26 protein-coding genes and 1 tRNA gene are annotated in these 25,344 nt (G+C 33.6%); 8 read left to right on the top strand and 19 right to left on the bottom strand.

Annotation, left to right across the window (positions count from 1 at the left end; all coding sequences use genetic code 11):
* Positions 1 to 5: 5 nt before the first annotated feature.
* Both ABJF52_RS07480 and ABJF52_RS07475 read right to left on the bottom strand, forming a co-directional pair.
* On the bottom strand, positions 6 to 1,322 hold the full coding sequence (locus tag ABJF52_RS07480) for an HTTM domain-containing protein (RefSeq protein ID WP_348148567.1): 1,317 nt from the start codon (positions 1,320 to 1,322) through the stop codon (positions 6 to 8).
* A gap of 12 nt (positions 1,323 to 1,334) precedes the next feature.
* Positions 1,335 to 2,276 carry a bifunctional riboflavin kinase/FAD synthetase gene (locus ABJF52_RS07475; protein ID WP_348148564.1) on the bottom strand — a complete coding sequence of 314 codons (942 nt, stop codon included), beginning with the start codon at positions 2,274 to 2,276 and terminating at the stop codon, positions 1,335 to 1,337.
* 50 nt (positions 2,277 to 2,326) lie between these two features.
* Between ABJF52_RS07475 and ABJF52_RS07470 the strand changes: the two genes are divergently transcribed.
* Together ABJF52_RS07470 and ABJF52_RS07465 are read left to right on the top strand one after the other, a co-directional pair.
* Positions 2,327 to 6,097: a reprolysin-like metallopeptidase gene (locus tag ABJF52_RS07470; RefSeq protein WP_348148561.1), complete on the top strand. Its 3,771-nt coding sequence runs from the start codon at positions 2,327 to 2,329 to the stop codon at positions 6,095 to 6,097.
* A complete protein-coding gene (locus ABJF52_RS07465) occupies positions 6,094 to 6,777 on the top strand; it encodes a hypothetical protein (RefSeq protein WP_348148558.1) in 684 nt (227 codons plus the stop codon). The genes ABJF52_RS07470 and ABJF52_RS07465 overlap by 4 nt, the downstream gene beginning before the upstream one ends.
* Positions 6,778 to 6,779: 2 nt before the next feature.
* Here the strand turns inward: ABJF52_RS07465 and pth are convergent, their stop codons facing one another.
* The 3 genes from pth to ABJF52_RS07450 all read right to left on the bottom strand — a co-directional run bounded on the left by pth (position 6,780) and on the right by ABJF52_RS07450 (position 9,101).
* Entirely contained in the window at positions 6,780 to 7,406 is a 627-nt protein-coding gene (gene pth / locus ABJF52_RS07460) for an aminoacyl-tRNA hydrolase (protein WP_348148555.1), read from the bottom strand.
* 85 nt (positions 7,407 to 7,491) lie between these two features.
* Entirely contained in the window at positions 7,492 to 8,133 is a 642-nt protein-coding gene (locus ABJF52_RS07455) for a 50S ribosomal protein L25/general stress protein Ctc (RefSeq protein WP_348148552.1), read from the bottom strand.
* Positions 8,134 to 8,159: 26 nt separating this feature from the next.
* Positions 8,160 to 9,101 (bottom strand): ribose-phosphate pyrophosphokinase, encoded by a 942-nt coding sequence (locus tag ABJF52_RS07450; RefSeq protein ID WP_348148549.1) that lies wholly within the window; start codon positions 9,099 to 9,101, stop codon positions 8,160 to 8,162.
* A 184-nt stretch (positions 9,102 to 9,285) separates the two neighbouring features.
* On the opposite strand from ABJF52_RS07450, the gene ABJF52_RS07445 reads away from it, so the two are divergent.
* Both ABJF52_RS07445 and cls read left to right on the top strand, forming a co-directional pair.
* A tRNA-Leu gene (locus tag ABJF52_RS07445) sits at positions 9,286 to 9,366 on the top strand.
* Between the two features lie 457 nt (positions 9,367 to 9,823).
* Complete coding sequence (gene cls / locus ABJF52_RS07440; RefSeq protein ID WP_348148546.1) at positions 9,824 to 11,233, top strand: cardiolipin synthase; 1,410 nt, start codon at positions 9,824 to 9,826, stop codon at positions 11,231 to 11,233.
* A 37-nt stretch (positions 11,234 to 11,270) separates the two neighbouring features.
* On the opposite strand, the gene ABJF52_RS07435 is transcribed toward cls, so the two are convergent.
* The 4 genes from ABJF52_RS07435 to ABJF52_RS07420 all read right to left on the bottom strand — a co-directional run bounded on the left by ABJF52_RS07435 (position 11,271) and on the right by ABJF52_RS07420 (position 14,636).
* A complete protein-coding gene (locus ABJF52_RS07435; protein WP_348148543.1) occupies positions 11,271 to 11,963 on the bottom strand; it encodes a hypothetical protein in 693 nt (230 codons plus the stop codon).
* Positions 11,964 to 12,021: 58 nt separating this feature from the next.
* Entirely contained in the window at positions 12,022 to 12,870 is an 849-nt protein-coding gene (locus ABJF52_RS07430; RefSeq protein WP_348148541.1) for a universal stress protein, read from the bottom strand.
* A gap of 63 nt (positions 12,871 to 12,933) precedes the next feature.
* On the bottom strand, positions 12,934 to 13,785 hold the full coding sequence (locus tag ABJF52_RS07425; RefSeq protein ID WP_348148538.1) for a universal stress protein: 852 nt from the start codon (positions 13,783 to 13,785) through the stop codon (positions 12,934 to 12,936).
* Positions 13,786 to 13,793: 8 nt separating this feature from the next.
* Positions 13,794 to 14,636: a universal stress protein gene (locus ABJF52_RS07420; RefSeq protein WP_348148535.1), complete on the bottom strand. Its 843-nt coding sequence runs from the start codon at positions 14,634 to 14,636 to the stop codon at positions 13,794 to 13,796.
* A gap of 118 nt (positions 14,637 to 14,754) precedes the next feature.
* On the opposite strand from ABJF52_RS07420, the gene trxA reads away from it, so the two are divergent.
* Entirely contained in the window at positions 14,755 to 15,054 is a 300-nt protein-coding gene (gene trxA / locus ABJF52_RS07415; RefSeq protein WP_348148532.1) for a thioredoxin, read from the top strand.
* A 38-nt stretch (positions 15,055 to 15,092) separates the two neighbouring features.
* Here trxA and ABJF52_RS07410 read toward each other — a convergent pair whose 3' ends face one another.
* A complete protein-coding gene (locus ABJF52_RS07410; protein ID WP_348148529.1) occupies positions 15,093 to 16,046 on the bottom strand; it encodes an ROK family protein in 954 nt (317 codons plus the stop codon).
* Between the two features lie 104 nt (positions 16,047 to 16,150).
* Between ABJF52_RS07410 and ABJF52_RS07405 the strand changes: the two genes are divergently transcribed.
* Positions 16,151 to 16,408 carry a hypothetical protein gene (locus ABJF52_RS07405; RefSeq protein ID WP_348148526.1) on the top strand — a complete coding sequence of 86 codons (258 nt, stop codon included), beginning with the start codon at positions 16,151 to 16,153 and terminating at the stop codon, positions 16,406 to 16,408.
* A gap of 15 nt (positions 16,409 to 16,423) precedes the next feature.
* Here ABJF52_RS07405 and ABJF52_RS07400 read toward each other — a convergent pair whose 3' ends face one another.
* The 5 genes from ABJF52_RS07400 to ABJF52_RS07380 form a co-directional block, all read right to left on the bottom strand.
* Positions 16,424 to 17,275 carry a universal stress protein gene (locus ABJF52_RS07400; RefSeq protein ID WP_348148523.1) on the bottom strand — a complete coding sequence of 284 codons (852 nt, stop codon included), beginning with the start codon at positions 17,273 to 17,275 and terminating at the stop codon, positions 16,424 to 16,426.
* Between the two features lie 15 nt (positions 17,276 to 17,290).
* Positions 17,291 to 18,136 (bottom strand): universal stress protein, encoded by an 846-nt coding sequence (locus tag ABJF52_RS07395; protein ID WP_348148520.1) that lies wholly within the window; start codon positions 18,134 to 18,136, stop codon positions 17,291 to 17,293.
* Positions 18,137 to 18,219: 83 nt separating this feature from the next.
* Positions 18,220 to 19,068, bottom strand: a complete 849-nt coding sequence (locus ABJF52_RS07390; protein ID WP_348148518.1) for a universal stress protein — start codon at positions 19,066 to 19,068, stop codon at positions 18,220 to 18,222.
* 80 nt (positions 19,069 to 19,148) lie between these two features.
* Positions 19,149 to 20,195: a response regulator gene (locus tag ABJF52_RS07385; protein WP_348148515.1), complete on the bottom strand. Its 1,047-nt coding sequence runs from the start codon at positions 20,193 to 20,195 to the stop codon at positions 19,149 to 19,151.
* Positions 20,195 to 21,712 (bottom strand): PAS domain-containing sensor histidine kinase, encoded by a 1,518-nt coding sequence (locus tag ABJF52_RS07380; protein ID WP_348148512.1) that lies wholly within the window; start codon positions 21,710 to 21,712, stop codon positions 20,195 to 20,197. The genes ABJF52_RS07385 and ABJF52_RS07380 overlap by 1 nt, the downstream gene beginning before the upstream one ends.
* A gap of 86 nt (positions 21,713 to 21,798) precedes the next feature.
* On the opposite strand from ABJF52_RS07380, the gene ABJF52_RS07375 reads away from it, so the two are divergent.
* Positions 21,799 to 22,209 carry a hypothetical protein gene (locus tag ABJF52_RS07375; RefSeq protein ID WP_348148509.1) on the top strand — a complete coding sequence of 137 codons (411 nt, stop codon included), beginning with the start codon at positions 21,799 to 21,801 and terminating at the stop codon, positions 22,207 to 22,209.
* Positions 22,210 to 22,286: 77 nt separating this feature from the next.
* Here the strand turns inward: ABJF52_RS07375 and raiA are convergent, their stop codons facing one another.
* The 4 genes from raiA to ABJF52_RS07355 all read right to left on the bottom strand — a co-directional run bounded on the left by raiA (position 22,287) and on the right by ABJF52_RS07355 (position 24,685).
* On the bottom strand, positions 22,287 to 22,586 hold the full coding sequence (gene raiA / locus ABJF52_RS07370; protein WP_348148506.1) for a ribosome-associated translation inhibitor RaiA: 300 nt from the start codon (positions 22,584 to 22,586) through the stop codon (positions 22,287 to 22,289).
* A gap of 166 nt (positions 22,587 to 22,752) precedes the next feature.
* Positions 22,753 to 23,043 (bottom strand): chaperone modulator CbpM, encoded by a 291-nt coding sequence (locus tag ABJF52_RS07365; RefSeq protein WP_348148503.1) that lies wholly within the window; start codon positions 23,041 to 23,043, stop codon positions 22,753 to 22,755.
* A 5-nt stretch (positions 23,044 to 23,048) separates the two neighbouring features.
* On the bottom strand, positions 23,049 to 23,942 hold the full coding sequence (locus ABJF52_RS07360) for a J domain-containing protein (protein WP_348148500.1): 894 nt from the start codon (positions 23,940 to 23,942) through the stop codon (positions 23,049 to 23,051).
* An 11-nt stretch (positions 23,943 to 23,953) separates the two neighbouring features.
* Complete coding sequence (locus tag ABJF52_RS07355; RefSeq protein WP_348148497.1) at positions 23,954 to 24,685, bottom strand: sulfite exporter TauE/SafE family protein; 732 nt, start codon at positions 24,683 to 24,685, stop codon at positions 23,954 to 23,956.
* Between the two features lie 132 nt (positions 24,686 to 24,817).
* On the opposite strand from ABJF52_RS07355, the gene ABJF52_RS07350 reads away from it, so the two are divergent.
* Complete coding sequence (locus tag ABJF52_RS07350; RefSeq protein ID WP_348148494.1) at positions 24,818 to 25,312, top strand: biotin/lipoyl-containing protein; 495 nt, start codon at positions 24,818 to 24,820, stop codon at positions 25,310 to 25,312.
* The last annotated feature ends 32 nt before the right edge of the window (positions 25,313 to 25,344 follow it).

The raw sequence follows: 25,344 nt of genomic DNA, 5'->3' as shown, positions 1-25,344 counted from the left end.
AATATTTATTCTGCTTTGGAAGGAAGAATCCATTCATTATGCCAAAAATAATTCCATTCTACCTTCGCTAAATCTGCATTAGGGTCAATAAAGGTTTGGAATGGTTTTCCGTTTACGCTTACTTTTGAGTTAGCATATATTGAAATATCGTCACCTTTTTCAGCGTATTCTTTTTTTATACGCTGGGCGAATTGCCAAATAAAATCGGGATTACTTCCTATTCTTCGGCGTTGTTTTTTGGATAAGTATTCATTTAATTTAACGATTGTTGCCTTGTTGGTTTTATTATTTACAACCTTAAAGGATATTCGTCCACTTTTACTTCGCAACATCATCCTCCAACTTAAACGATGACCTTCTTCAGTCCATAAAACATCGTCTTTAATAAAATGATGACGAATGGGTAAGATTATTTGAATGCAAAAATATATTCCAGCTACAACTACGAGTAGATTTTTGTAAGTCGGAATTGTTATGTCTTTTGATTTAAATGGCGTTTTCTTTTTAAAAAATATACTTCTAATAGTTTCTGGGTCAAAAAAGAACACTGTAAAAGCTAATGATAAATAGGGGAAAATACCAATTTGGAAAACAATAGAATTAAACATGTGAAAAAAGATTGAAATTAAAAACGCAATCTTTCTAGTGGGTTTATATAATAGTGCAGGAACAATTAAAAGGTCGAATATAATGCCAGTAAAACCTATGATTTTATGTATATAGGGTTTTTGTAGAATATCGCCTATTACATAATAATGTGCCTTTCCTGACATTAATAGTTTTACAAAGCTAAAGTCGAGCCAGTCGCCATATATTTTGGCTACCGATGCATAAGTATAGACGATAAAAAGCTGTAAAATGACAATCCATTTTACATACGAATACATCGAATCACTTTTTAAATTTGGATTCTTTTTTACATCTAATGAATGGCTTTCGTTCGCTGGGAAGAAACACATTATTAGCGATATTAAAAGCAATAAATAATAATGGTTGTTGTAAGAGGTTTTTTGCATAAAATACACTCCAGCCCATAAAATGGTGAAGCTTATCATGCTAAATCGATATTTGAAGCCAAGCATAACGAGTAAACCAAAAGTCCCCATTACAAAAAAGTAAACGTACATTCCGATACCCGGTAGCGGTTGGAGCCAATCAAAACCAATAAAATTAAAAGTGAATATTGGGTCTACGAGGGTGTTTCTTACCCAGCCAGTAATAATAGCTCCATAGGATTCTAAGGCGATTAAGAGTCCAAAGAATATTCTGAATATAATTAATGGGCTATTATCAATTTTGGTATAAAGAATTTTGTTGACCATTTCAAAAGTCTCTTAGCTCGACAAAAATTGACGTGAAGTTTCTTTGTCTTTTGTTAATTGAGTTTTAAGCGCTTCTACAGAATCGAATTTTCGTTCATCTCTTATTCGATGTAGGATATTTATTTGGATAGTTTGGTCGTAAAGATTTTGATCAAAATCGAAAAAATGAACTTCAATATTACCTCGAATGCTGGCATTTTGCGTGTCATTTACGGTAGGATTGTGACCAATATTCATCATGCCAGAAACCAGTGTACCGTTAATTTCGGCGTTTACTACATAAACTCCATTTGTAGGAATTAATTTATAAGATTCTTCAATGAAAATATTAGCAGTGGGAAAATTTAATTGTCTGCCTAAACCTTTTCCTTTTTTAACTACGCCTGTAAGCATATAAGGATAACCTAAATAAGCGTTGGCGGTTTCAATATCACCCTCTTCGAGTGCTCGCCTAATTTTTGTTGAGCTTACTGAAATTTCATCTATCTCTTGGGCTGGAATTTCATCAACGGCAAAACCAAATGTACTTCCAAAAGTAATTAAATCGTTAATGTTTGCATTTCGGTTTCGTCCAAAACGATGGTCGTATCCAATAACAATCTTTTTTGCTTTTAATTTATTTACCAATAAATCGCGAACAAATTCTGTGGCAGAGAGTCTTGAAAATTCTTTCGTAAAAGGATGTACAATGAGTTGGTCGAGCCCTAAATTTTCAAGAATTTTTGTCTTTTCATCAATTGTGGTAAGGAGTTTGATGTCTGAATCCTTTTGAAGTACAATTCGAGGATGCGGGAAAAAAGTTATTAAAGTAGACTTTAATGGCGTATTTTCAGTATGAGAAATTAAACGTTCTAAAATCATGCGATGCCCTATATGCACTCCGTCAAAAGTGCCTATGGTTATGGCTGTTTCTTCCTGTTTATCGTACTTTAAAATGTTTTGAACTATGTTCACAATAGGAAAAGGATAAAAGTTTTATCTTTGAAGATGGCTAAGCCCCCATTATGGTTGTAAAATTACGTTTAGTTTTTTCAATTACCATATTATTTCTGTCCTTTTACGGATCTGCTCAAAGTAACTATTGGACAGCGACATCAAAGCAAAAGGCAAAAGCAGAAAAACGTATGGCGCTTCTTGATATTGAAGAGGGCTTGCGCTTTTCATTAAGTGTAAGTGACTTTTCTAGAACTTTGAGTGAGATATCTGTCGCTCAAAAAAATTCTAATACAGTTTATTTTCCTGATGTTGATGGTAATTTGGTGGGTTTTGAAGTTGTAGAAACACCAGTATTGTCTGCAAAACTTTCTGAGAAATATCCAACAATAAAATCGTACACTGGTTATAGTTTAGATCAAAGTGGAGATAAGCTACGGTTTAGTGTTTCTCATGATGGTGTTCAGGCTATGATAAGGCATGCCAATGGTGCTAGTAGCACATTTATGCAAAAAGTGGCCGAAGATAACTATGTAGTTTATACTAGAGATTCGAATGCTAAAAAAGAGACAGATTTTATTTGCTTAACGAAGGCCAGCATAATTAAAGGTACTAAAATAGCAAGTGCAGCAAAACCTGTTGATGGACAAGTCTTAAGAAAGTTGAGGCTAGCTGTTTCAGCAACCGGTGAATACACGCAATACCATGGCGGCACAGTTGCAAGCGCATTAGCAGCCATTAATGCTACGGTTACTCGAGTTAATGAAATATTTGAATCTGATTTAGCGGTAACCTTAGAGTTAGTAGCGAATACAGATGAGGTGATTTATTTAGACGCGGCAACTGATCCCTATGGAGCTAATTTAACTGCACAAACACAAACCACATTAAACACGGAGATTGGTGCAGCTAATTATGATATAGGTCATTTGTTTCATAAGGATGCAGCGAATGGAAATGCTGGTTTTGTGGGCACGGTTTGTATTGATAATAGAAAAGGAAGTGCCTTTGCATCACACCCTGATCCTGTAGGGGATGCCTATGATTTGGATTATGTAGCCCATGAAATGGGGCACCAATTGGGAGCGAATCATACCTGGTCCTTTGATGATGAGGATACTCCTGTACAAACAGAGCCTGGTAGTGGAACAACAATTATGGGTTATGCTGGTATTTCAGGTGCTGATAATGTTGCTTCTAGTGGCGATGATTATTTTCACTATAATAGCATCGTTCAAATATCAGATTATTTAGAGAGTATAAGTTGTCCCGCCATTACACCTTTAGTTAATAATCCACCAACGATAGTGCCGACCGGAAATTTTGTAATACCTAAATCCACCGCTTTTGTGCTTACTGGGTCAGCTTCTGATGTTGATACTGATGATATTTTAACCTATACCTGGGAGCAAATTGATGATGGAATAATAACACAAGCCACTTTTGGGCCGAATAATCCGAGTGGCGCAAATTTTAGATCGCAAAGACCAAGTATAGATTCAGTGCGATATTTTCCTAAATTGACTCGTATCCTTTCAGGAAACTTAACGCAAACTATGCCAGCGATAAATTCTGCATGGGAAACAGTTTCTGATATTGAGCGCGATATGAATTTTGCACTTACTGTTCGAGATAATGCTATTGGGGGCGGTCAGGTTGAAGCTGATCTTGTTCATGTTTCTGTTGTGAATAATGCAGGCCCTTTTGCTGTTACCTCACAAGAAGTAGCTGAATCGCATGTAGCGGGATCAGTTATGCAGGTGACTTGGGACGTAGCTAATACAGATAAAGCACCAGTTAATGCAGTGGCTGTTGATGTCCTTTTGTCTTTGGATGGCGGTTTAACCTATCCAAGAACTTTAGCGACAGGAATTCCGAATAATGGATCACATAAATTTATTGTTCCTGGTACGCCAACGACGACTGCTAGAATAATGGTTAAAGCCAATGATAATATTTTCTTAGCAGTTAATGCAGCTAATTTCGAAATTGTTGCATCAGAAATGGTATTGCATTTTTCAGAAGTAGAATACGACGTTTGTCAGCCAAACACGGTAACAACCTCGTTCGATTATGAAACGTATTTAGGCTTTGATGAAGAGGTTACTTTTAGTGTTTTTGCTGCCCCTGAGAATTTGGTGGTAACGTTTACCCCTCCAACAGCTACAATAAATTCGACAATAGATGTGGTAATGGCCAATACAGAGAACGTTCTTGAGGATAATTATGAAGTCGTGTTGATTGCAACTTCTGCCACCTTGTCTAAAAAGGTAACATTAGATTTAGATATAAATGATAATGTATTTACAGAGGTAGTTTTGAGCGCTCCTTTAGATGCTGCTGTAGATGCTTCGGTAAGCTCAGAATTGCAATGGGTGGCCGACGATTCATACAGTACTTACGAAGTAGAGATTGCTGCTGATGAGCTTTTCACAGATATTATAGAAACTGTAATTCAAGAAGAAAGCACATATTTACCATTAAACTTAGAGCACGAAGAGACATATTACTGGCGTGTAAAACCGATTAATACTTGTGGTGAGGGTAATTTTAGTACACCGTTTAGTTTTACAACTATTGAATTTAATTGTGATTCTAAATCTGCTATAGATTTACCTCAAGAAATATCGGCAATCGGCACACCTACAATTACATCTAAGATTTCTTTTTTTGAAGATTTGCCGTTGTCTGATATTAATGTGAATTTAGATATTGACCATTCTTTTTTATCAGATATATCGGTAAGTTTAACTTCACCAGCTGGAACTACAGTTTTCTTAATATCGAATACTTGTGGAGCTTCTGATAATATTTCTGCTACTTTCGATGATGAAGCCGCCGATTTTACTTGTGGTGCGGATCCAGCTATTTCAGGAGTTGTACGTCCCATAGGAAGTCTAAGTTCATTTAATGGCGAATCTATTTATGGGGAATGGATACTTCAAGTTAGTGATGCTGCCGCATCCGATGGTGGTGTTTTAAAATCATTTTCCTTAGACATCTGTATAGAAGGAGAATTTAGACCTGATGCTGATAATGACGGTGTCTTTGATGATGGAGATGACCTTTGTCTGGGTACCGAAGAAGGCGCAACCGTAGACGCTAGTGGATGTGCAGTATTGCTTTTTGAAAAAGATAATTTTACAGTAACATCACAAAGTGAATCCTGTATATCAAATGATGATGGCCAAATAAGTATTGAAACGAATACGACTCTGGCCTATGAAGTTACAACAATTGGAAAAGGTGTAAATACTACGGAAAGTTTTACTGATTCGTATTCGATTACTGGATTGGCAGCGGGTATCTATATCGTATGTGTTACAGCTACGGAAGGAACAATTAATTATGTTGAACAATGTTTTGAAGTAGTGGTAACCGAGCCTAATCCATTAAGTGTGTCTGCAAAGACAGCTATTGATGGTGAAAGTGTGGTGTTAAATTTACAAGGTTCTCAATCATATATAATTGATTTTAACGGAAGCTCGATAACTACAGAGCAATCGGAAGTGTCTTTACAACTTAAGGAAGGGGTGAATACCTTAAAAGTATCTACATTGTTAGTTTGTCAAGGTATTCACGAGGAGGTTTTTATAAATTCTACAGCGGTAATCGTCTATCCGAATCCGGCAAGTGAATTCACGAAAATATATTTGGGTGGTCCAAGTAAAAATATCAACGTCGTTATTTTTGCTGAAGATGGTAGGAAGGTGAAAAATAAAGTATTCACAAAAGAAACTGATGAAGTTAAAATCGAATTAATTGATTTGCCGTCAGGTATATATTATGTGCGTTTTGAAGGGGAGAATGTTAATGGAACTTCTAAACTGATTAAGCTATGAGAATATATAAGCTAATTTTATTGGCCTTTATTGTGATAGTTAGTTGCAAAAAAAGTGATCCTGCCAATCCGCCAGAAGCCACACTTTTGGTATTTCCTAACAAGAATTCGGAATGTACTGTAGGTAATGATGTAAGTGCTACTACGCGAGAAGTGGATTTTAAATGGCAAAAAGCTAACAATACTGATTCATATGAATTACGCGTGACAAATATTGATGCAAATTCCACTCAAACTATTAGTACCGGAGCATTATCAGCGCGGTTACCATTGTTAAAAGGAGCGGCTTTCTCTTGGGTGGTTCTTTCATCTAATGCGCAAGTAACTCAAAAAGTATCGAGTGCAACGTGGCAATTTTATAATGCGGGTACTGAAACATCTCGGCCACCCTTTGCGGCAGAAATTATTTCTCCTGAAATTGGGGTTTCGCTTTTTAAAGACATTAATAACGAAATAACTTTAAGTTGGGCAGGGTCAGATTTGGATAATGATATTGAGGGGTATGATATTTATTTTGATACCGTTACACCGCCTATTGCTGTATTATCTACGGTAGATGCTAATGTTACAGAACAAAAAGTAAGTGTGGAGGCGAATACCGTATATTATTGGAAAATAGTAACGAAAGATGGGGATGGTCACTCGTCTGATTCTGGCATATCTGATTTTCGAATATATTAGATTTAGGTGCCATTGTATTCATTCATGGTGTTTTTTACTCCAGCCAAGACAAAAGATTTAATCGCCATACAAGAACGATCTAAACGTTCTTTTAATTTGCTTTTTTCTTCTTCATTCCATTCTCCAAGAACATAATCAACTTGTCTCCCTTTAGCAAATTCGGCACCAACACCAAATCGTAATCTATTGTAGTTTGCTGATTGCAATACATTCTGAATGTCTTTGAGACCGTTGTGGCCGCCATCACTTCCTTTGGTTTTTAATCTTAAGGTGCCAAAAGAAAGATTGAGGTCATCTGTAATAACTAGTAGATTTTCTTGTGGGATATTTTCTTTTTCAGCCCAATATTTTAAAGCTTTACCGCTAAGATTCATATAGGTTGAAGGTTTTAAGCAGATTACGGTTCTCCCTTTAATTTTAAATGTACCGATTGCTCCTAATTTTTGAGTTGCAAAAGTAAACTCTTCGGTAGCCGCAAGTTGGTCTAAGATTTTAAAGCCAATGTTATGGCGTGTTTCGGTGTATTCACTACCAATATTTCCTAGGCCTACGATTAAGTATTTTTTCATAGGGTCTTCTTCTAAAATGATTTTTCTTGTACTAAATAATGATTTTATATAAGAAAACATAGCTTTGTATAAAGGGATAAAAATACAAAAGCATCTACCTTTGGGCAGATGCTTTTGTTTATAATAATACTAAGAAACTAAGTTTCTAGTTTTCTCCACCTTCAGCAGCTGGTGCTTCAGCTCCTTCAGCAGCTGCACCTTCTTCTCCTTCACCTTCTTCATCTTCATCATCAACAGCAACAGCGGCACGAGCAGTTTTAACTTGTACAACTACAGTATTGTCTGGGTGTAGAATAGTGAAATCATCATTTAAAAGTGATTCAACTGTAATATTATCTCCAATTTTTAATTTAGATAAATCAACATTAAAGAAATCTGGTAATTTGTCTGGTAAAGCTTTAATAGCCAATTTTCTTTTTCTAAAAAGTAAACGACCACCGTTACGAACTCCAGGAGAATTTCCTTCAAGTTTAACAGGTATGTTCATTGTTACTTCTTTGTCATCAAATAATTGATAAAAGTCAATATGCATAATTTGATCAGTAACTGGGTGAAACTGAATATCTTGCATAATAGCTCTTAATTTTCCTTCACCTAAGTCAACCTTTACAGTATGCGCATTAGGAGTGTACACCAAATTTCTGAATGCTAATTCATCCGCTGAAAAGTGTAATGGTTTTTCCCCTCCGTAAACTACGCAAGGAACCTTTCCAGCATTACGTAGGGCCTTCGTTGCCTTTTTGCCCACGCTTTCTCTTTCTGATCCTTTAATTGTAATTGATTTCATTATATATATTAAATTAAACTTACTTACTACATTAAAAACTTTGATGAAATAGAGGTGTTGTTATGTACCCTATGCATTACATCTGCAAATAGGTCGGCACAAGTCAAAACCTTTATTTTATCACTATTTCTTTTAACAGGAATTGAATCAGTAATGATTAATTCCTTTAATTGTGAATTTTCTATGCGTTCAATAGCATTACCGGATAATAAACCATGTGATGTAATGGCTCGAACGCTAATAGCACCTCTGTCCATCATTAAATCGGCTGCTTTTGTTAATGTACCGGCAGTGTCTACCATGTCATCAACAAGAACTACATTTTTTCCTTCAACGTTACCAATCAACTCCATGTGCGAAATTACATTCGCTTTTGCTCGTTGTTTATAGCAAATAACAACATCACTGCCAAGCGCTTTAGAATAGGCATATGCTCTTTTTGATCCTCCCATATCCGGCGAAGCAATGGTTAGATCTTCTAAGCCTAATTTTTTAAGATAAGGAAGGAACAAGGTAGAACCAAAAAGGTGATCCACAGGTTTTTCGAAAAAACCTTGTATTTGATCTGCATGTAGGTCCATAGTAATAATACGTGTTGCCCCAGCCGTTTCAAGCATTTTTGCAATTAACTTAGCGGCAATTGGCACCCTCGGTTTGTCCTTTCTATCTTGTCTTGCCCATCCAAAATAAGGCATAACAGCTGTTATATGTCTTGCTGATGCTCTTTTGGCAGCATCTAACATCAATAACATTTCCATTAAGTTTTCTGAACTAGGATGAGTTGAGCCAATTAAAAATATTCTAGCACCGCGAACAGATTCCTCAAAAGAAGGTTGAAATTCACCATCGCTATATCTTGATATGTCTACATTGCCAAGACTCATGCCATACGATGTGGCAATTTTTTCAGCTAAAGCACGACTGTTGCTACAGGCGAAAATTTTAGGTTCAGGAACTTGATATGACATAGCTAAATTCTAAATCTCCATAGGGTTTAACAATAGACTCGGAAGTCCCTGTTTTCTAAGGAGGTGCAAATTTAGACAATTATTTGTGTTGCAAAAGGATATTTGTTGCTTATTTTAGGTGGCAAACGAAATTATTTTATAGTTTTGCAGTCCTATTTTCAAATGTCTTGCGAAATGCAGACAAGCTCGAGTGGCGGAATTGGTAGACGCGCTGGATTCAAAATCCAGTTCCTTTGGAGTGTGGGTTCGATTCCCACCTCGAGTACGGATTAAAAAACCTTTCTTTTTTGGAAAGGTTTTTTTGTGGGATATAATTGGAGTTTGGATTCCCCCGAAGCTTCGGGGCTACTTCGAGTACGGATTAAAAAACCTTTCTTTTTTGGGAAGGTTTTTTTGTGGGATAAAACTGGAGTATGGGTTCCCCCGAAGCTTCGGGGCCACCTCGAGTACGGATAAAAAAACCTTTCTTTTTTGGAAAGGTTTTTTTTGTTGGATTTAATTGGAGTGTGGTTCCCCCGATGCTTAGGGGCCACCTCGAGTAGTATTGGTAAAAGCCCATATGTTAGTTTCATAAACTACCTACTAAACAAAATTTTGAAATTTATTAATCTGACCAATATCATGTGCTACTGTTACTTCTTCTATTACTTTTGGCGAATTAAGTAGTTTTATTATAGCACTTATATTAAATTAAAACTGGGTATAATTTTCAAGCTATTACTGTGTGGTCAACTATTTTTCTTTCACTTTATGTATTTGCGGCCCTGGTCATAGTATTAAGTATTCTTTTGCACGGTGTAAAGCCATCTAAAACCTTAGCTTGGCTTTTAACAATATTTACTTTGCCGGTTGGTGGTATTTTGCTTTATCTGTTATTGGGTAGAAACAGACGAAAAAATAAGCTGTTAAATCATAAAAAGAGATTTTCTATCACTACTTCAGATTCTTCAGTACTTATGAATGAAGTATTGAAAAATGAATATGACAAATTGATGAAACTTATTTACAAGAATTGTAATTTTCCTGTAACCAGTGATAATAAAGTTGAATTTCTAAAAAATGGAAAAAATACGTTTGATGCCATATTCGAAGCCTTAAAAAATGCTGAAAGTCAAATTCATTTACAGTATTACATTTTCGAAGATGGAGAACTTGCCAATAGAATATTACAATTATTTCAAGAAAAAATTGAACAAGGGGTTCAAGTTAGAATGATTTATGATGGTGTCGGTAGTTTTTCATTAACAAAAACGTACTTAAAAAAACTATTAGCCATTGGAGTTGAAGTCTATCCTTTTCTGCCTTTTAAATTCGGACGCTTTATTCGGTCTATAAATTACCGAAATCATCGAAAAATAATTGTTGTTGATGGTGAAATTGCTTTTACAGGAGGTATAAATATATCTGACAAATATTTAAAAGGTGATCCTAATCTAGGTAAGTGGCACGATATGCATTTGAGAATTGAAGGTCCAGCATCAAGAAATTTAGATGATGTATTTGCATCAGATTGGTATTTAGTGAGCCAAAAATTAATAGCCATTTCACCTCCAAGTGAAATAAAGTCTAATGCAAATACTTCTAATAAAAAGGTACAGATTGTTTCTGGAGGCCCAGATGATGATTTTCCTGTTTTGGAACAAGCTTATTTTACCATAATAAATCAGGCAAAAGATTATCTTTTTATTACGAACCCTTATGTAATTCCTGGGCCAGCAATACTACAAGCCATTCAAAGTGCTGCGCTAAGTGGGGTAGATGTTAGGCTTATGATATCAGAAAAAGTAGATAGTAAGCTAGTAGGATGGTGTGTACGTGCTTATTATGAGGCGTTACTGAAGTCTGGTGTTAAAATTTATCATTTCCCAGATGGTTTTTTACATAGCAAGATTATCGTAAGTGACGATAAATTAGCAACTATAGGTACGGCAAATCTAGATGATCGTAGTTTTGAACAAAATTATGAGGTTAACGCTATCATTTACGATGATAATTTTGCAAAGTTGTTAAAAGAAGACTTTCTAAAAGATAGCAATATTTGTAGGTTGCTTTCTTTTGAAGAGCATTTAAAAAGACCATTTAGTGAAAAGCTTAGAGAAGGCTTTGGAAAAGTGTTTAGTCCGCTTTTATAAAATTAACTTCCAGTAAATTTTTTAACAATGAATAGCGCTAGATGGATTTGTAGTTAATTTTTCTAGTATGATAAGAAGTATCATTCTTATCTTTTTCATGAAAGATTAAATCTTGTTCTCCCATAGCCATTAGTACTAACTTGATGTATTCATCAATAGATTTGTTAAAGTTTTTTGGGTCGGTTATTTCAATGCCAGCTCTCCATATGGTTTGTCGTTCTTTGCCTACACATATACAATATAAAGCAGTTTCTACCTGAAATATGGAGAAGGTTTCATAATAGTCTTCTTTATAGTATATATCTTGATGATCCATGTAATCATCATGAAAAGAATTTAAATAATTTTCTGCTCTAGATATTTTTGAACGTAGTGTTTTTTTGTCTTCAGAACCGATAACTTTCGTAAAAAGTATGGCGTCAAAATCTTTATCTAATAGTTGCTCTTCTACTTCAGTAAGTTGTTGTTCAGATTGTTTCGCAGATGTGAATTCTACATCAAAAAGATCTATGCTTCGCATAGCTTCTATATCACGTTTTTCAAATTCCTTTTGAAGTTTAGTTTCAAAATCGACTCGTACATCTTCGTTTTCTGTCATACCAACAATGAGAACCTTATAGGCGTGAAATAAAACAGTATCAGGATCTTTCCAATTACTAACTAATTGAGTTGAGCTACAACTGTAAAACAAAGTAGTAAGTAGAAGAATTATGGTTAAATTTTTAATCATGATTGGTGTTTTTACGTTTTTTTAAAATGTTTAGAAATCTCGAATTACACTAACTCAATTATGAGTTATCTTTTAATACCAATATTGGAATCTTACTGTAATAACCAAGTTCTTTAATTAAAGGGTTAGATAATATGCTACTAAAGAATCGATGTTTTCTATTTAAAAAAGCAATCATATCGCTGCCTCTACTTTCAATAAAAGCTTCAACACCTTCATTTATACCAACTTTTGAAAGGGTGTGAAAACTATGGTCTATATCTTGTAGCATTTCGGTGAGCAACATTTTGTTATTTTCTTGATCTTTAGTAAGAAATTCAGATTTCTCAATATGTAATATGCGAATGCTAGTTTTATGAATTTTAGCAATCTCAAACATGTATCCTAGTTTTGCTCTTTTAAATGGTGTTTTGTAATCTGTTGGAAATACAATTTCTTTGGGAGGTGAGAAACTAAATTGGGCGGGTATTGCTAATACAGGACATTGTGTAATTTTTTCCATAATACCAATTGAGTTGGTACCCAAAACGGCATTTGAATCATCAGTAATACCTTTTGTGCCCATAATAATAATGTCAATATCTTTAGTTTTTATTATATTTTCTGTCGCTAATAGTAATGAGTTAAAAGAACAGATGCTGTGATACGTATGATTACTATTTTTTGGTTGAAAACGAAGCCCTTCTATCAATTGTTTCATCTCTTTTTCTGACGTTGATTTTTCTGCTTCATAATAATGTTCGCCAGGTTCTGGAACTAAAAAGCTATCTAAAGAATATCCTTTAGCATGAAAGGCGTTTAAAAAATAAAAGTCACAACGTACATTCTTGTATAGTTCAAGAGTAAATCTGATAGCGTTTAGGGCGTTTTTAGAAAAATCTGTTGGTAGTAAGACTCTTTTGTTCATGACAATTGAATTAGGTTATGAACTAAATGTATGATACTAATAAGTCTTACCAAATGATAATTATCATGCTTTAGTGGGGAGAATTAGTAGCGGTATTTCGGTATATATACTTAGATCTAATACTACGGGTTCTCTAAATATGCTATCCAAAAAAGTATGCTGATAATAGCACATTGCTAAAAGACTTAATTCTTGATCTTGCGCAAAATTAGAAATGGTTTGAGCTTTTGTTTTATCATAGGGTAGTACGTGAAAACGTGGGATACAATCTTGAAAATATTCAATTAATAATTCTTTGTTCTCTTCTTGGAATGCATTCATGTTTTCGTCATCACAAATATGTATCGCATTTAAAGTAGCTTTGTGTTCGGTAATCAACGAATGTAATATTGAAAGGGATTTTTTTTCAATTGAATGCTTAAAACTAGTAATATAGCCAACCTTTGAAATAGGTATAAAATCTATTTGTTTAGGAATGCAAAGAATGGGGCAAGCTATATTACTCTTAACAATTTTAATAGTATTCCCACCAATAAAAATATTAAGAGCTCCTGTTGCTCCCTTAGACCCCATTACAACGAGTTCAATTTTATTTTTAGTGACATAACTTTTAATTGCTTTGTCTAAAGGTTTATTGGTGGATACCGTATTGAATTTATGCAACGAATTTTGTTCGGTATCTAATACTATTCTATGGTATGTTTCAAGTAAACATTCAGCTGTTCTTCGCTTTAAAAAATCGTCTATATTGTCAGATTTGTTTAGCCCATAATATTCTTCTTTAAACTGGGTATTGCTATTATAAGCATGCATTATATGAAATGTACAATTTTGATTTTTATATAACCGAGTAGCATAGTATAGGGCGTTATACGAATCATTTGAGAAATCTGTTGGAACTAGAATATTGTACATAACAACTATTATTTAAAATGTGGGATAACCATAAATGGAATTGTAATATGTAAGCCTATTTTTTTAATAACAGGTTCAATAAAAAGACGCTGAAAAAATGTGTGTTTATTTTGTATCATTACCAGCAAGTTCATTTTATGTTTTAGTTGAAATTTGTTGATGGCATGAATAACCTCTTGGTGTGGTTGCTCATGAAAAAGATGAGCAGTGTGTTCTAAGATTATATTTAATTTTTCTTTGTTCTCCTCTTGTTTTTTTGATAGATTATCTTCATTTGCGACATGCAGTACTTCAATGCTAGATATGTGTTGTTTAGCTAATTCTAATAACATTTTTAGAGGCTCTGGCTTAAATTCTATTTCGTAATCTGTTGGAAATAAAATTTCTTTAGGAGTTTCATACTCAAAGTTGGGAGGAATAGCCAACACGGGACATTTTGCTCTATTAATAATATGTACGGTGTGGGTGCCAAACAATATTTCTTCAGCACCAGTAGCACCTTGGGTACCCATAACAATAAGGTCTATATTTTTCGCTTCCACCATTTCGTCTACCTGATTAGGAAGCGTATTTAAATAAGCAGAGGTTTCAAACGAATGTTTTTCATTATCAAATTCATTAACAATACGTTGTTTTAATTTTTTTAAATTGGTATTTGCTGTTTCTTTTACGACATCACCAAGGCCTAATTGTCCAGGGCTTCCTGCTAAATATTGTGCTTGGTAAACTGGTGGCATGTAAATGTGTAGTAAGGAAAATTCACATGCTACATTTTTAAATAGTTGCAAAGTGTATTGGATAGCTCCATAAGAGTTGTCTGAAAAATCAGTAGGAAGTAGTATGCGTAACATAATGCTAGTTTTTAAAGTACATAAATCAAAACTAGTATGAAGAATAGGGATAAACCATGATATTCGTCAGGTTATCCACCTTAGTATTTTGTAATTTGCAGTATAAATTTAAGATGTTATGAAAGGAAATTTTGAAAAAGTTATTTCTTCTGAAGTGCCAGTATTAGTAGATTTTTTTGCAGATTGGTGTGGTCCTTGTAAAACATTAGCTCCTATTCTTAAAGAGGTAAAAAAAGAGTTAGGAGACGGCGTTCGTATTTTTAAAATAGATGTTGATAAAAATCAGTCGTTAGCCAGTAAATATCAAGTAAGAGGTGTGCCAACAATGCTTTTATTTAAAAATGGAAAACAATTATGGCGTAAATCAGGAGCATTACCAAAACAAGAGATTGTTGGAGCTATAAAACAAAATTCTTAGTAAGAAAATTAATTAAAATTTTAGTTTAAGTTGGTCTGTTACCAAGCTAGGGCGGCTGGCCCAAGTATTGAATCTGAACTGGTAGCTTTGGATAATATTATTTTTACTTTGTTTTTATAGGCTTTAAATAAAGCAGCTTCCATGTAATTTTTAAGTGGTTGGATAAATAAGTCACCGGCATGGCTTAATCCACCTGATAATATAAAGGCTTCCGGTTCTAAGTGAGCGACGGAGTCCGCCATTTTTCGACCGAGAATTTTAGCAGTTTTATCGAATGCCTTTAAAGCTAGTTCATCCCCTTTGTGTGCAGCTTCTGATATTGTTTTCCCATCGAGTTGGTCGTAACTATAACTTCGCAATAAGGAATCGGAATTATTATCAGATAGTAATTCAAAAACAGTTCGCTTTATGCCAGTCACAGATGCATAGGTTTCCAGGCAACCTTTTAGTCCGCAATTGCATTGCCTTCCTTCCGGATACACATTTACATGTCCTAATTCACCAGCCATGCCGTATTGGCCATAAATTAATTTGCTTTCGTTTATGATACCACTGCCTAAACCTGTTCCTAGAGTAAGTACAATAAAATTAGTCATGGCTTTTCCTGCTCCATAATAAAGCTCTCCTAAGGCAGCCGCATTGGCGTCATTGGTAATATATGCCGGTAATTTGAGTAAGTTTTGTATGTTATCTTTTATGATTACACTTTCGCCCCATCTAAAGTTTGGAGGGCTTATCATTTTGCCAGAAATATAGCTTGCATTTGGAGCGCCAATTCCAATTGCATGAATAGTATATTTTTTTTTAAAAGGAGTGACTAGTATTTGTATTTCATCGGAAAGTTTTTTGATGAATTGGCTGTAGGGTTGTTTGGCGTCAGTATTAAATTTTCGACTATCAAGAACATCGCCTTCTTGATTAACGAGACCTATTTTAGTATAGGTTCCGCCTATATCAATTGCAAAAACAAGATTTTGAGGATTTTTGTCCATGGAAGTATGTTTTATTTTAAAATTGAGAATGTTTTTTTTTCGAAACTGATATATGTCATTTTATAGCTTTCAATAAGTTTTTATTTTTTGCGAAAACTAATATCATGAGAAAGTCAGCTACATTAAAAAATTTTAGTACATCAGAAGGAAAACAAATAATTTCACGCAATCTGTCTCGTATAAAAGATATTGTCATTTTAGATATGGATATTAAAAATAGTACAATTACATTTTTATATGCAAGCAAGATAGCATTAGCAAGGGTAGAGTCTGAGTTGAAATGTCTTGGTTTTCCCATTAGTAGTTTAAAAGATCAAAATAAAAAGGATATCTCGGATAATAATCGACTGTTAAAAAGTTAAAACTGAGTTTCTATTTTATTCGGGTAAATGCATCACAAGCAAGGGAACTTTAGTTTTAAAGGCTATATTTTTAACTACAGGTTCGTGGGTTAGTTTTTCCATAAAACTATGCCAGTAATCAATAATGGCTACCATGCCAATTTCTTTATTTTGTTTAACAAGTGTAGCAATTTCAGAGGATATAGATTCCTTTTTTTTTATTTCTATTATTTCATAAGCCACATTTGTAAGTCGTTTTGCAATTACTTTTTTAGCGGTCTCTTTGTGTTCAATAATTTTTGTTTTATCGACTAAGTGTAGCACTTGAATTTTAGAATCATAAAGCTTTGCCAATAATAACATTGGTTTAAGTTCATATTTATCATATACATGTTCAAAGCCTGTTGTGAAAAGTATAGTTTTTGGAATTTCAAAATTATATTCTGAAGGGACTGCGATTATTGGGCAAAAATCTATTTTCTTGATAATGGTAACTGTATTACTACCCATAAATACTCCTTTTAAGCCACTAGCACCTTGTGTTCCCATAAATATGCAAGAAATATTTAGTTCAATTGCTGACTTGCCAATTGCATTCAGTAAGGAATCTGCTATGGCAATGGTTTTATAAGTGTGTTGAACATTATTATCCTCTGATTGAATTGTTTTTAAAACTTCTTTTAAGTCTCGCTCTGCAGCTTCTTTAGTAATTCTAAACAATCTTGTATTTCTCTGTTTGTTTCTTAGGCTTTCGAGGTTTGAAGCGCCTGTTTGAAAAGCATTTAAAATATAAAATGTGCATTCTTCATTTTTAAACAAGAAATTGGCATAACGAAGTGCATGAAGAGCATTAGCTGAAAAATCTGTTGGAATTAAAATGTTTGTCATAATACGATTTTTTAGTTACCGAGATAAGTTTTGCAACACTAGAAATGGAATTTTGGTAGTTAATCCAATTTCATCAACTGTGCTTCGATAGAGTAAATCTTCTAAAAAGGAATGTCTAGAATTGACCATTACAAGAAAATCGATATGCTTTTGTTCAATATATTCCTGAATTGCCTTAGTCTTATTCTTTACTGAAGTCTGCTCAAAAAACAGATAAGAATTGGGTAGACCATCACTTAAAAATCGTCTATTGTCTATTTGTCGAGCGCTTAAGTTGTCAAAATCTGAAATGTAAAGACAGTGAATTTCCGATTTATATTCACCACTAAGGCAGTTTAATAGTTTCAATTCACGCCTTTTATACGGTAACATATAATTAGTAGGGAATAATATTTTTTTTGGTTGTTCAAAATCAGCATCATTTGGAACTGCCAAAACGGGGCATTTTACATATTTAAATAGTTGAACTGTATGACTGCCAAAAATTATTTTCTTATCATTTGATTTTCCTTTGGTACCCATAACAACCATATCGATATTAATTTCATTAACCTGGTCATTTACGGCATCAACCAATGCGTCGAATACTGCAATTCCCTCGTAACTATGGCGAGGATTTGGTGGAACATCTTGTATCTGGTCTATTAAAGTATCGAGTTTTTTTTCTGTTTGTTTCTTTAATTTCTTTTTCTCTATCTCGATTTCCTCGTTATTCTTAGATTTATAGGGACCATATACTTCATCGGCATATGCATGTAGAAAATAGAAATGTACACGTTCGCATTTGAAGAGGTCTACTGCGTAGTTTACGGCATGCAAAGCATTATCTGAAAAGTCGGTAGGAATTAATATTGTTCTCATCTATGCTGTTTTACTCAAAAATAGAGTTGATTATAGCTGTAAACAATGATATTGGTCAGTTGCCTTAGGCGCTTACAATGTGCTTATTCGTGTATTACAAAAAATGGAACCGAGGTGTGGAAACTAATTTTTTCGGCCAAAGAATCGAAAAGAATTTGTTGAATGAAGTTTAAGTTTTTAGCTACCATAATTATCATATCGATATCTCTGCTTTCTACAAAGCACTGAATGGCGGCATTCACACTTTTATTAGTAATGGTATGAAAGCTATTATTTTTATTGAAAGTTTCGTTGAGGTAATCGGAAAGAAATTCCTGATTTTTTTCTTGAACCTTTGTTAGTCGTCTGTCTGTTTTAGATACATTCATAACCCGAATACTACCTTCGCATAATCCCAACATTTCGGTTACCGCCTCCAATATTTTGTGCGAGTAAAAAATATTATAATCTGTTGGGAATGCTACTTCTTGGGGTACTGAAAACGCAACACCTTTTGGAATAATTAACGTATTACATTGGACTTTAGTAATTACATCGCCAGAATTGCTTCCAATAATTCGTTTTCGCATCCCAGTAGCACCCTTTGTGCCCATCACAATTAGGTCTATTTTATTTTCATTGATGTGTTTTTTAACAATCTCTAAAAAGAACCCATGTTCGTGTATACTAAAGTACTTGTGATTTTTATTACTAACTGTCTTTTCTATTTTTCGATGTAAAATATTTAATTCTTGTTTGGAAGTTTTTATCAATTCCTGAGTTTGTGAATTTTCGCTTATCTCATACGAAATTGCACTCATTGGAGAATCAATAAAGTCACTTACATGTAAAAGGTAGAAATTACATGTGGTGTTTTCGAAAAGCTGTTGAGCATATTTTAACGCATTCCAAGCGTTCTCCGAAAAGTCTGTCGGAATTAATATATTCTTCATCATTTATATCACTAGATGCGCAAATTTATGTTGCACAGGTGTGGCAAAAAATGATAAATATCAGTATGGAGATTATTGAATTAAATAATTTGTCGCAATGCCTCTAGTTCAAGTATACAAATGTTCCTGCCTTCAATTTCTACGAGACCTTCTTTTTTAAAACCAGACAAGGTGCGAATTAAACTCTCAGTTGCAATACCGGCAACACTTGCTAAATCACTTCGAGAAATACGTATAGCTTCATTAGGTTTTTTATTCATAATCTCCGAAAATTGCAACAAGGTTTGCGCTGTTTTTTTTCGAACCGAACTATAAGCCATTTGTAGTAGTTGCTCTTTCATGTCGGTTATATTTTCTGATAAAAGCTCCATTAATTCAATAGAGATATTCTGATTTTTTTGCAAAATATCTTTTAACTTTAGCTTTGATATTCCGGCAACTTCAGTTTCCTCAACAGCAGTAGCGGTTTCATGGTAAGGTATATTGTCTATTAAAGAGGTAAGGCCAATAAAGTCGTCGGCTCTGTATAAATCGGTAATTAATTCTTTGCCATCTTCATCCATTTTGTGGCATTTAACAACGCCTTTTAGCATTAAATAAATTGTAGTAGATCGTACACCTTCATTATAAATATGTTCCCCTTTTTCAAAACTTTGAATATTACCATTGTCGTCGAAGAAATTTTTAAGTTCATTTAAACTTCCCATTTTTTCTTCTACAGGAGCTGCAGTTGGAGATTTGTTCATTTGCGATAGAAGTTCGGCCTTAGCTAATCTACTTTCCAAAGCACTCAATAATTCTTCCTCTTCAAATGGTTTAGTTAAATAATCATCGGCGCCCAAGTCCATTCCTTTTCGTATCTCTGAACGCTCAGTTTTGGCCGACAGAAAAATAAATGGAATATGTTTGGTGTTTTCATCAATAGAAAGTTCTTTAAGAACGCCATAGCCATCTAATTCCGGCATCATAATATCACAGACAATAATATTAGGCAAATCCTTTTTAGCAATAGCTACTCCTATTTTTCCATTTGGAGCCATGCTTACCTCATAGCCGGAGAGTTCTAAAATTTCCGCAGTATTTTCACGTAAAGAAAGGTCGTCTTCAATTAAAAGCACTTTTTTCATTATTCAGATTTTAAGGGTTGCATAGGTACCTTAATTTTAAATTCGGTTCCTTCATTTTCATTACTCGTAAAGGTGATATCTCCACCTAAATCTTCCAAATGCCTTTTAGCTATGTTAAGTCCAATACCTGTTCCTTGGGTTAGTAGTGCATTGCCTGCTCTAAAATAACGTTCAAAAATAAATTTTTGCTCTGGTTCTGGAATTCCTATGCCTTGATCAATTATATTGATAAAAATAAATTCTTTCTGGTTTGTTACGCGAATGGCAATAATTTTATTTTCCGGTGAATATTTTATGGCATTATGTACTAAATTAGACAAAGCAAGTTCTAGTATTTTTTCATCGAACTCTAAAATAATATCGTCTATATCTTGTGGGTATAGTATTCTTTGACCTTCTTTTAGAAGCATATTAGAATCGTAAACTACTTCATTAACTACTTTGCTTAATGGAAAGGTACTATAATTGTATTTTACTTTACCAGATTCTAACCGTTCCACTGAGAGAAAATCATTTAAGATATTATCTAAATATTTTACCTTGCTTTTAATGGTGTTTAGATGTTTATCCCTTTTAGCTTGTTGCTCGGTTTTCGTGTATTTTGTTAATAAAGTAGTAGAAGTTAAAATACTACTTAGGGGTGTTTTAAATTCATGAGAAACAAGCGACAAAAATTTTGTTTTTAGCTCATTTAGTTCTTTTTCGGCTGAAAGAGCTTTTTGTAATTGCTCTGTTCGTTGAGCAACCGTTTTTTCTAAATTTTCGGTATACGATTTTCGTTCAGTAATATCTAGAATTATAGCAACATAGACTTTTCGAATACCAATATATGATAATTGCAAGTGCACTTCAACAGGGTAAGTAGAGCCATCTTTTCGTTGGTGTTCTGTTTCAAATTCCATTTTAGGATTAGTACCCTTAAAATGGGTTTCCAATAATTCTTGAAAGGAAGCTTTACTAAAATGAGGTTTAATATCAGCAGGGGTAAGGTTTTGTAGTTCTTCCAAATTATAACCTATGTTTACTTGAGCACCATAGTTTACATTGATGAATTTAAATGTAGTAGCATCGAACACATAGATTTCGTTAAGTGATTCGTTAAAAATTTGAAACCAATGGCTTAATTCTTCTTCAGCTTTTTTTCTTTCAGTAATGTCTGTTACTAAAGCCATTATGTACGTGTTATCGTATAGCTTTAATGGATTAAGGCCTGCTTCCACTGGAAATTCTTCACCATTCTTTCTACAGCCGAATAGATTACGTCCATGGCCCATCTGTCTCTTTTCAGCACCATTTTTAAAAGATTCAAAATGCCCTGAATGTGCTTTGCGATAATTAGAGGGAATAAGTACGTCTAAAGGTTTGCCTATAAGTTCATCTTCATCATAGCCGAACATAGAATGTGCAGATCCATTTGCGGCAACTATAAATTGCTTGTCATTTACTACTAAAATTCCCTCAGAGACCGACTCTGAAAGTAAACGAAATATATTACTGTTTTTCTCAAACACTTTCATACCCTTAAAGATAATCTAATAACTGACTTTTATCATTTTAGTAGGAAGAAACAGAATGTATTTTTAGTAAAATGAAAATATTAGATATGCGAAAATTCGAAACAAATAAAATAGGGAATAAATTTTATCAAAAAGTCGGTGCTCTTTTTTTTGCTATTGCAATGGCAGATGGGTCAATACATAATAAGGAAAGAGAGAAGCTTAAAAGTCTTATACGTGATAAATGGTTATTGTTAGACGATATTGAAGATGAATTTGGTTCAGATGCTGCTTTTCAAATTGAAATTGTATTCGATTGGTACACAGAAAACGAACGAAAAAGTCGTGAGTGTTTTAACAGTTTTGAAGAATTTTATAGGGAGCATACGGCAATTTTCTCCAATAAAATAAAAACCCTGATACATGAGACAGCCAATGCAATTGCATATTCTTTTTCAGGAAAAAATAAATCTGAACTGGTTATGCTTGGAAATTTGCAGTTACTATTTAATTCATAATCAATAGTATAAATTAAAAATCAACCCGAAATACAAAAGAAGGCGAGTTGATTTTTAAATTAACGAATTTGAGAAAATTAATGTTTAACAAATGAACTTTTTCTTCGTTTTAATTGATGTTCTAATTCTTTTATTGTGTTAGCTACGGCTTTTTCAAAATTGTTTTCTTTTGACTTAGCAAATATTCTTGGTCCTGGTGCACTAAGCTCAATTTCACAAATTTGATTTTTTACTGCGGTATCGCTTTCAAGCTTTAAAAATACTTCAGCTCTAATTACCCAATTATATTTGTGGTGTAATTTCTCTAACTTTTCAGTAATTATAGTGCTCAACGATTCGCTAGTTGGCATGTGTACATATTGTATGTTAATTGTCATAATACTACTGTTTTTGTCATTAATACAATAAAGATATGTTTGCCTTTTTTTATTAGGTATGATAAATATCATAACTAATAAAAGTTTCGATGGCAATTACTTATTATAAATCTAAGTATTAAGAATTGGGTGTTTGGTCAATTAATGAGAATATAATATGGCAATATTATTCAAAACGGTTTAACACTTTTCGTAGACTACTCACTTCTTTTTGAAGTCCATTTATTCTTTTTAATAAGTGGTCAATGGCCTGTAAACCTTCTGGATTAATTTCTAGTTCTTGGTGTAGTCTTAGCATTTTTTCTAAATGGGGTAATTCTTGTTCGTGTAAGCACTGCTCGTTATTTACTAATTCGAGCCTTACCACCTCATATTCTTGCAAAACAAGAACTAATGATTCTTCAATCCCATACTTGGTGCAAAACTCTGTGATTCTAATATATTCTCTAGTATCCATAGTCTTTAATTTAAATTTGAATTCTCCAATTGTTTAAAAAGTTCTTTTTGAGTTTCTGTTAAATTGGTTGGAATTTTAATATTATACGTGATGAATAGATCTCCAAATTGTTTATCCTTTTTATAGACCGGAAAACCTTTACCCTTTAATTTTACTTGTGCTCCATTTTGAGTTTCTGGTTTGACTTTCAGTTTTACCTTACCGGTAAGGGTTTCAACGGTAATCTCACCGCCTAAGATTGCTTTGGTAAGTGGTATATCTATTGTTTTATATAAATTAGCTCCTACTTTTTTAAATGTAGTATTGTTTTGAATTGAAAAGGTGATATAAAGATCTCCTTTTGGTGCACCTGATGAGCCTGTTCCACCTTGTCCTTTAATTTTTATTGTTTGGCCATCTTCAATTCCAGCAGGAATGGCTATTCGTATATTTTTACCATTTACGGTTAAAGTCTGTTTGTGCGCCGAAATAACATCTGTGAGGCTTAAGCGAAGTTCTGCATTAAAATCTTGACCTCTGAATTTTACTTCTCTTTCTTGCCTTCCAAAACCAGATCCGCCGAACATTGATTCAAAAAAATCAGAATAATCATCTCCCTGTGCGCCATTGTAGGCACGTTGTGAAGAATTTTGTCTAGACTGCTGTTGTGCTTTCGCTTTCTCAAATTCTTCTGCATGTTGCCAATCTTTACCGTACTGATCGTATTTTTTTCTTTTTTCGGGATCACTCAATACCTCATTCGCTTCATTAATTTGTTTGAACTTTTTTTCAGCTTCAACATTATTAGGATTAAGATCCGGATGGTATTTTCTTGCCATTTTCCGATAGGCAGATTTCACTTCTTTTCCAGTTGCTGATTTAGTTAGTCCCAGAACTTTATAATAATCGATAAAATCCATATTTGTCTATTTTACTTCAAATTAAATATAATAGTAAGTATACCAATACCCACTAATAAGAAAAGCACTATTCTTTTAAATTGAGCTTGAGTTATTTTATCTAAAACTTTTTTTCCCAAATAAGTGCCTACTATACTTACTCCAATAAGAATAGGAATAAGGTAAAGATCTTTTTTATTCACATAACCATTATAAGTATATATAATACTTCTACTTAAGTCAATACCTAAATCAATAATAGCAGAAGTAGCTATAAATTTTTCTTTATTAAGGTTAAACGCAGTCATCGTAGCACCTCTTATAGCACCTCCAGTACCTAGTAATCCCGCAATTAATCCAGACAAGGTGCCTCCAATAAGTGCATTTTTTTTGCTTGCAGAAACTATCAGGTTTTTATTAATTAAAAATAAAAGTCCGAATAGTAAAAGGAATATTCCAAGAATTAGAGTGAGCAATTCTGGGTTCACATATTTGCTTAAAAATGCACCAATCGATACAAATAAAATGGCTGGTATTCCCAAATATAACATTAGGGTTTTGTCAAATCCTTTTCTGAAAAAACCCAATTTAGTGATATTGCTAGATAAATGAAATAAGGCCGTAATACCCAACACCGTCTGAAAATCCATAAAATAACTAGCCATCGGAACAAAAAAAACCGAAGATCCAAATCCACCAACGGTACCCAGAATTTCTGCGAGTATCGATAAGATTATGAATATGGGCAAGTACCTGCTTAACATAAGTTATTTTAAACCAAAGCTAAGGGCAAACTAACTATCTATAAATGACAAATATCATCCAGGTACTTAGACTAAAACTTTTGATATCAAAGAAAACTAAGATTTTTGATACCTTTAGTCAAATCTAAATATTTGAATATAAAATCGCCTATGGCTTATACTGTTTCAGTAAATAATGTCAAAATAGAATTAACTCCAGAAGAATTAGAAAATCTCGATTTAATTGAAAATGGTTCCAATGCTTTCCATTTAATTAGTGAAAATCAATCGTATTCAATCCATGTAGAACATGCTGATTTTTTGGAAAAAAAGTTGACTTTATTAGTTAATGCCAATAAGTATGAAATTGGTATTGCCGATTCGATGGATCAAATGGTTAAAGAAATGGGTATGTTAAATGTCGTTGCCGAAAAAGTGAATGAGATATACGCCCCAATGCCTGGTTTAATTATTGATATTTTGATTGAAGAGGGGCAAGAAGTTGAAAAGGGAACTCCTTTGGTAGTGCTTTCAGCAATGAAAATGGAAAATGTTATTCTTTCTGAAGGTGAGGGAATTGTGAAATTCGTGAAGGTTAAAAAAGATGCTGCTGTCGATAAGGGGCAGATTATAATTGAGATGGAATAAATGAGAGGAATATTTTATTCCAAAATATATTT

This window comes from Aurantibacter sp., from assembly GCF_039941195.1.
In the GTDB taxonomy this organism is placed as follows: domain Bacteria; phylum Bacteroidota; class Bacteroidia; order Flavobacteriales; family Flavobacteriaceae; genus Aurantibacter_A.
This window is presented reverse-complemented; position numbering and strand designations above follow the sequence as displayed.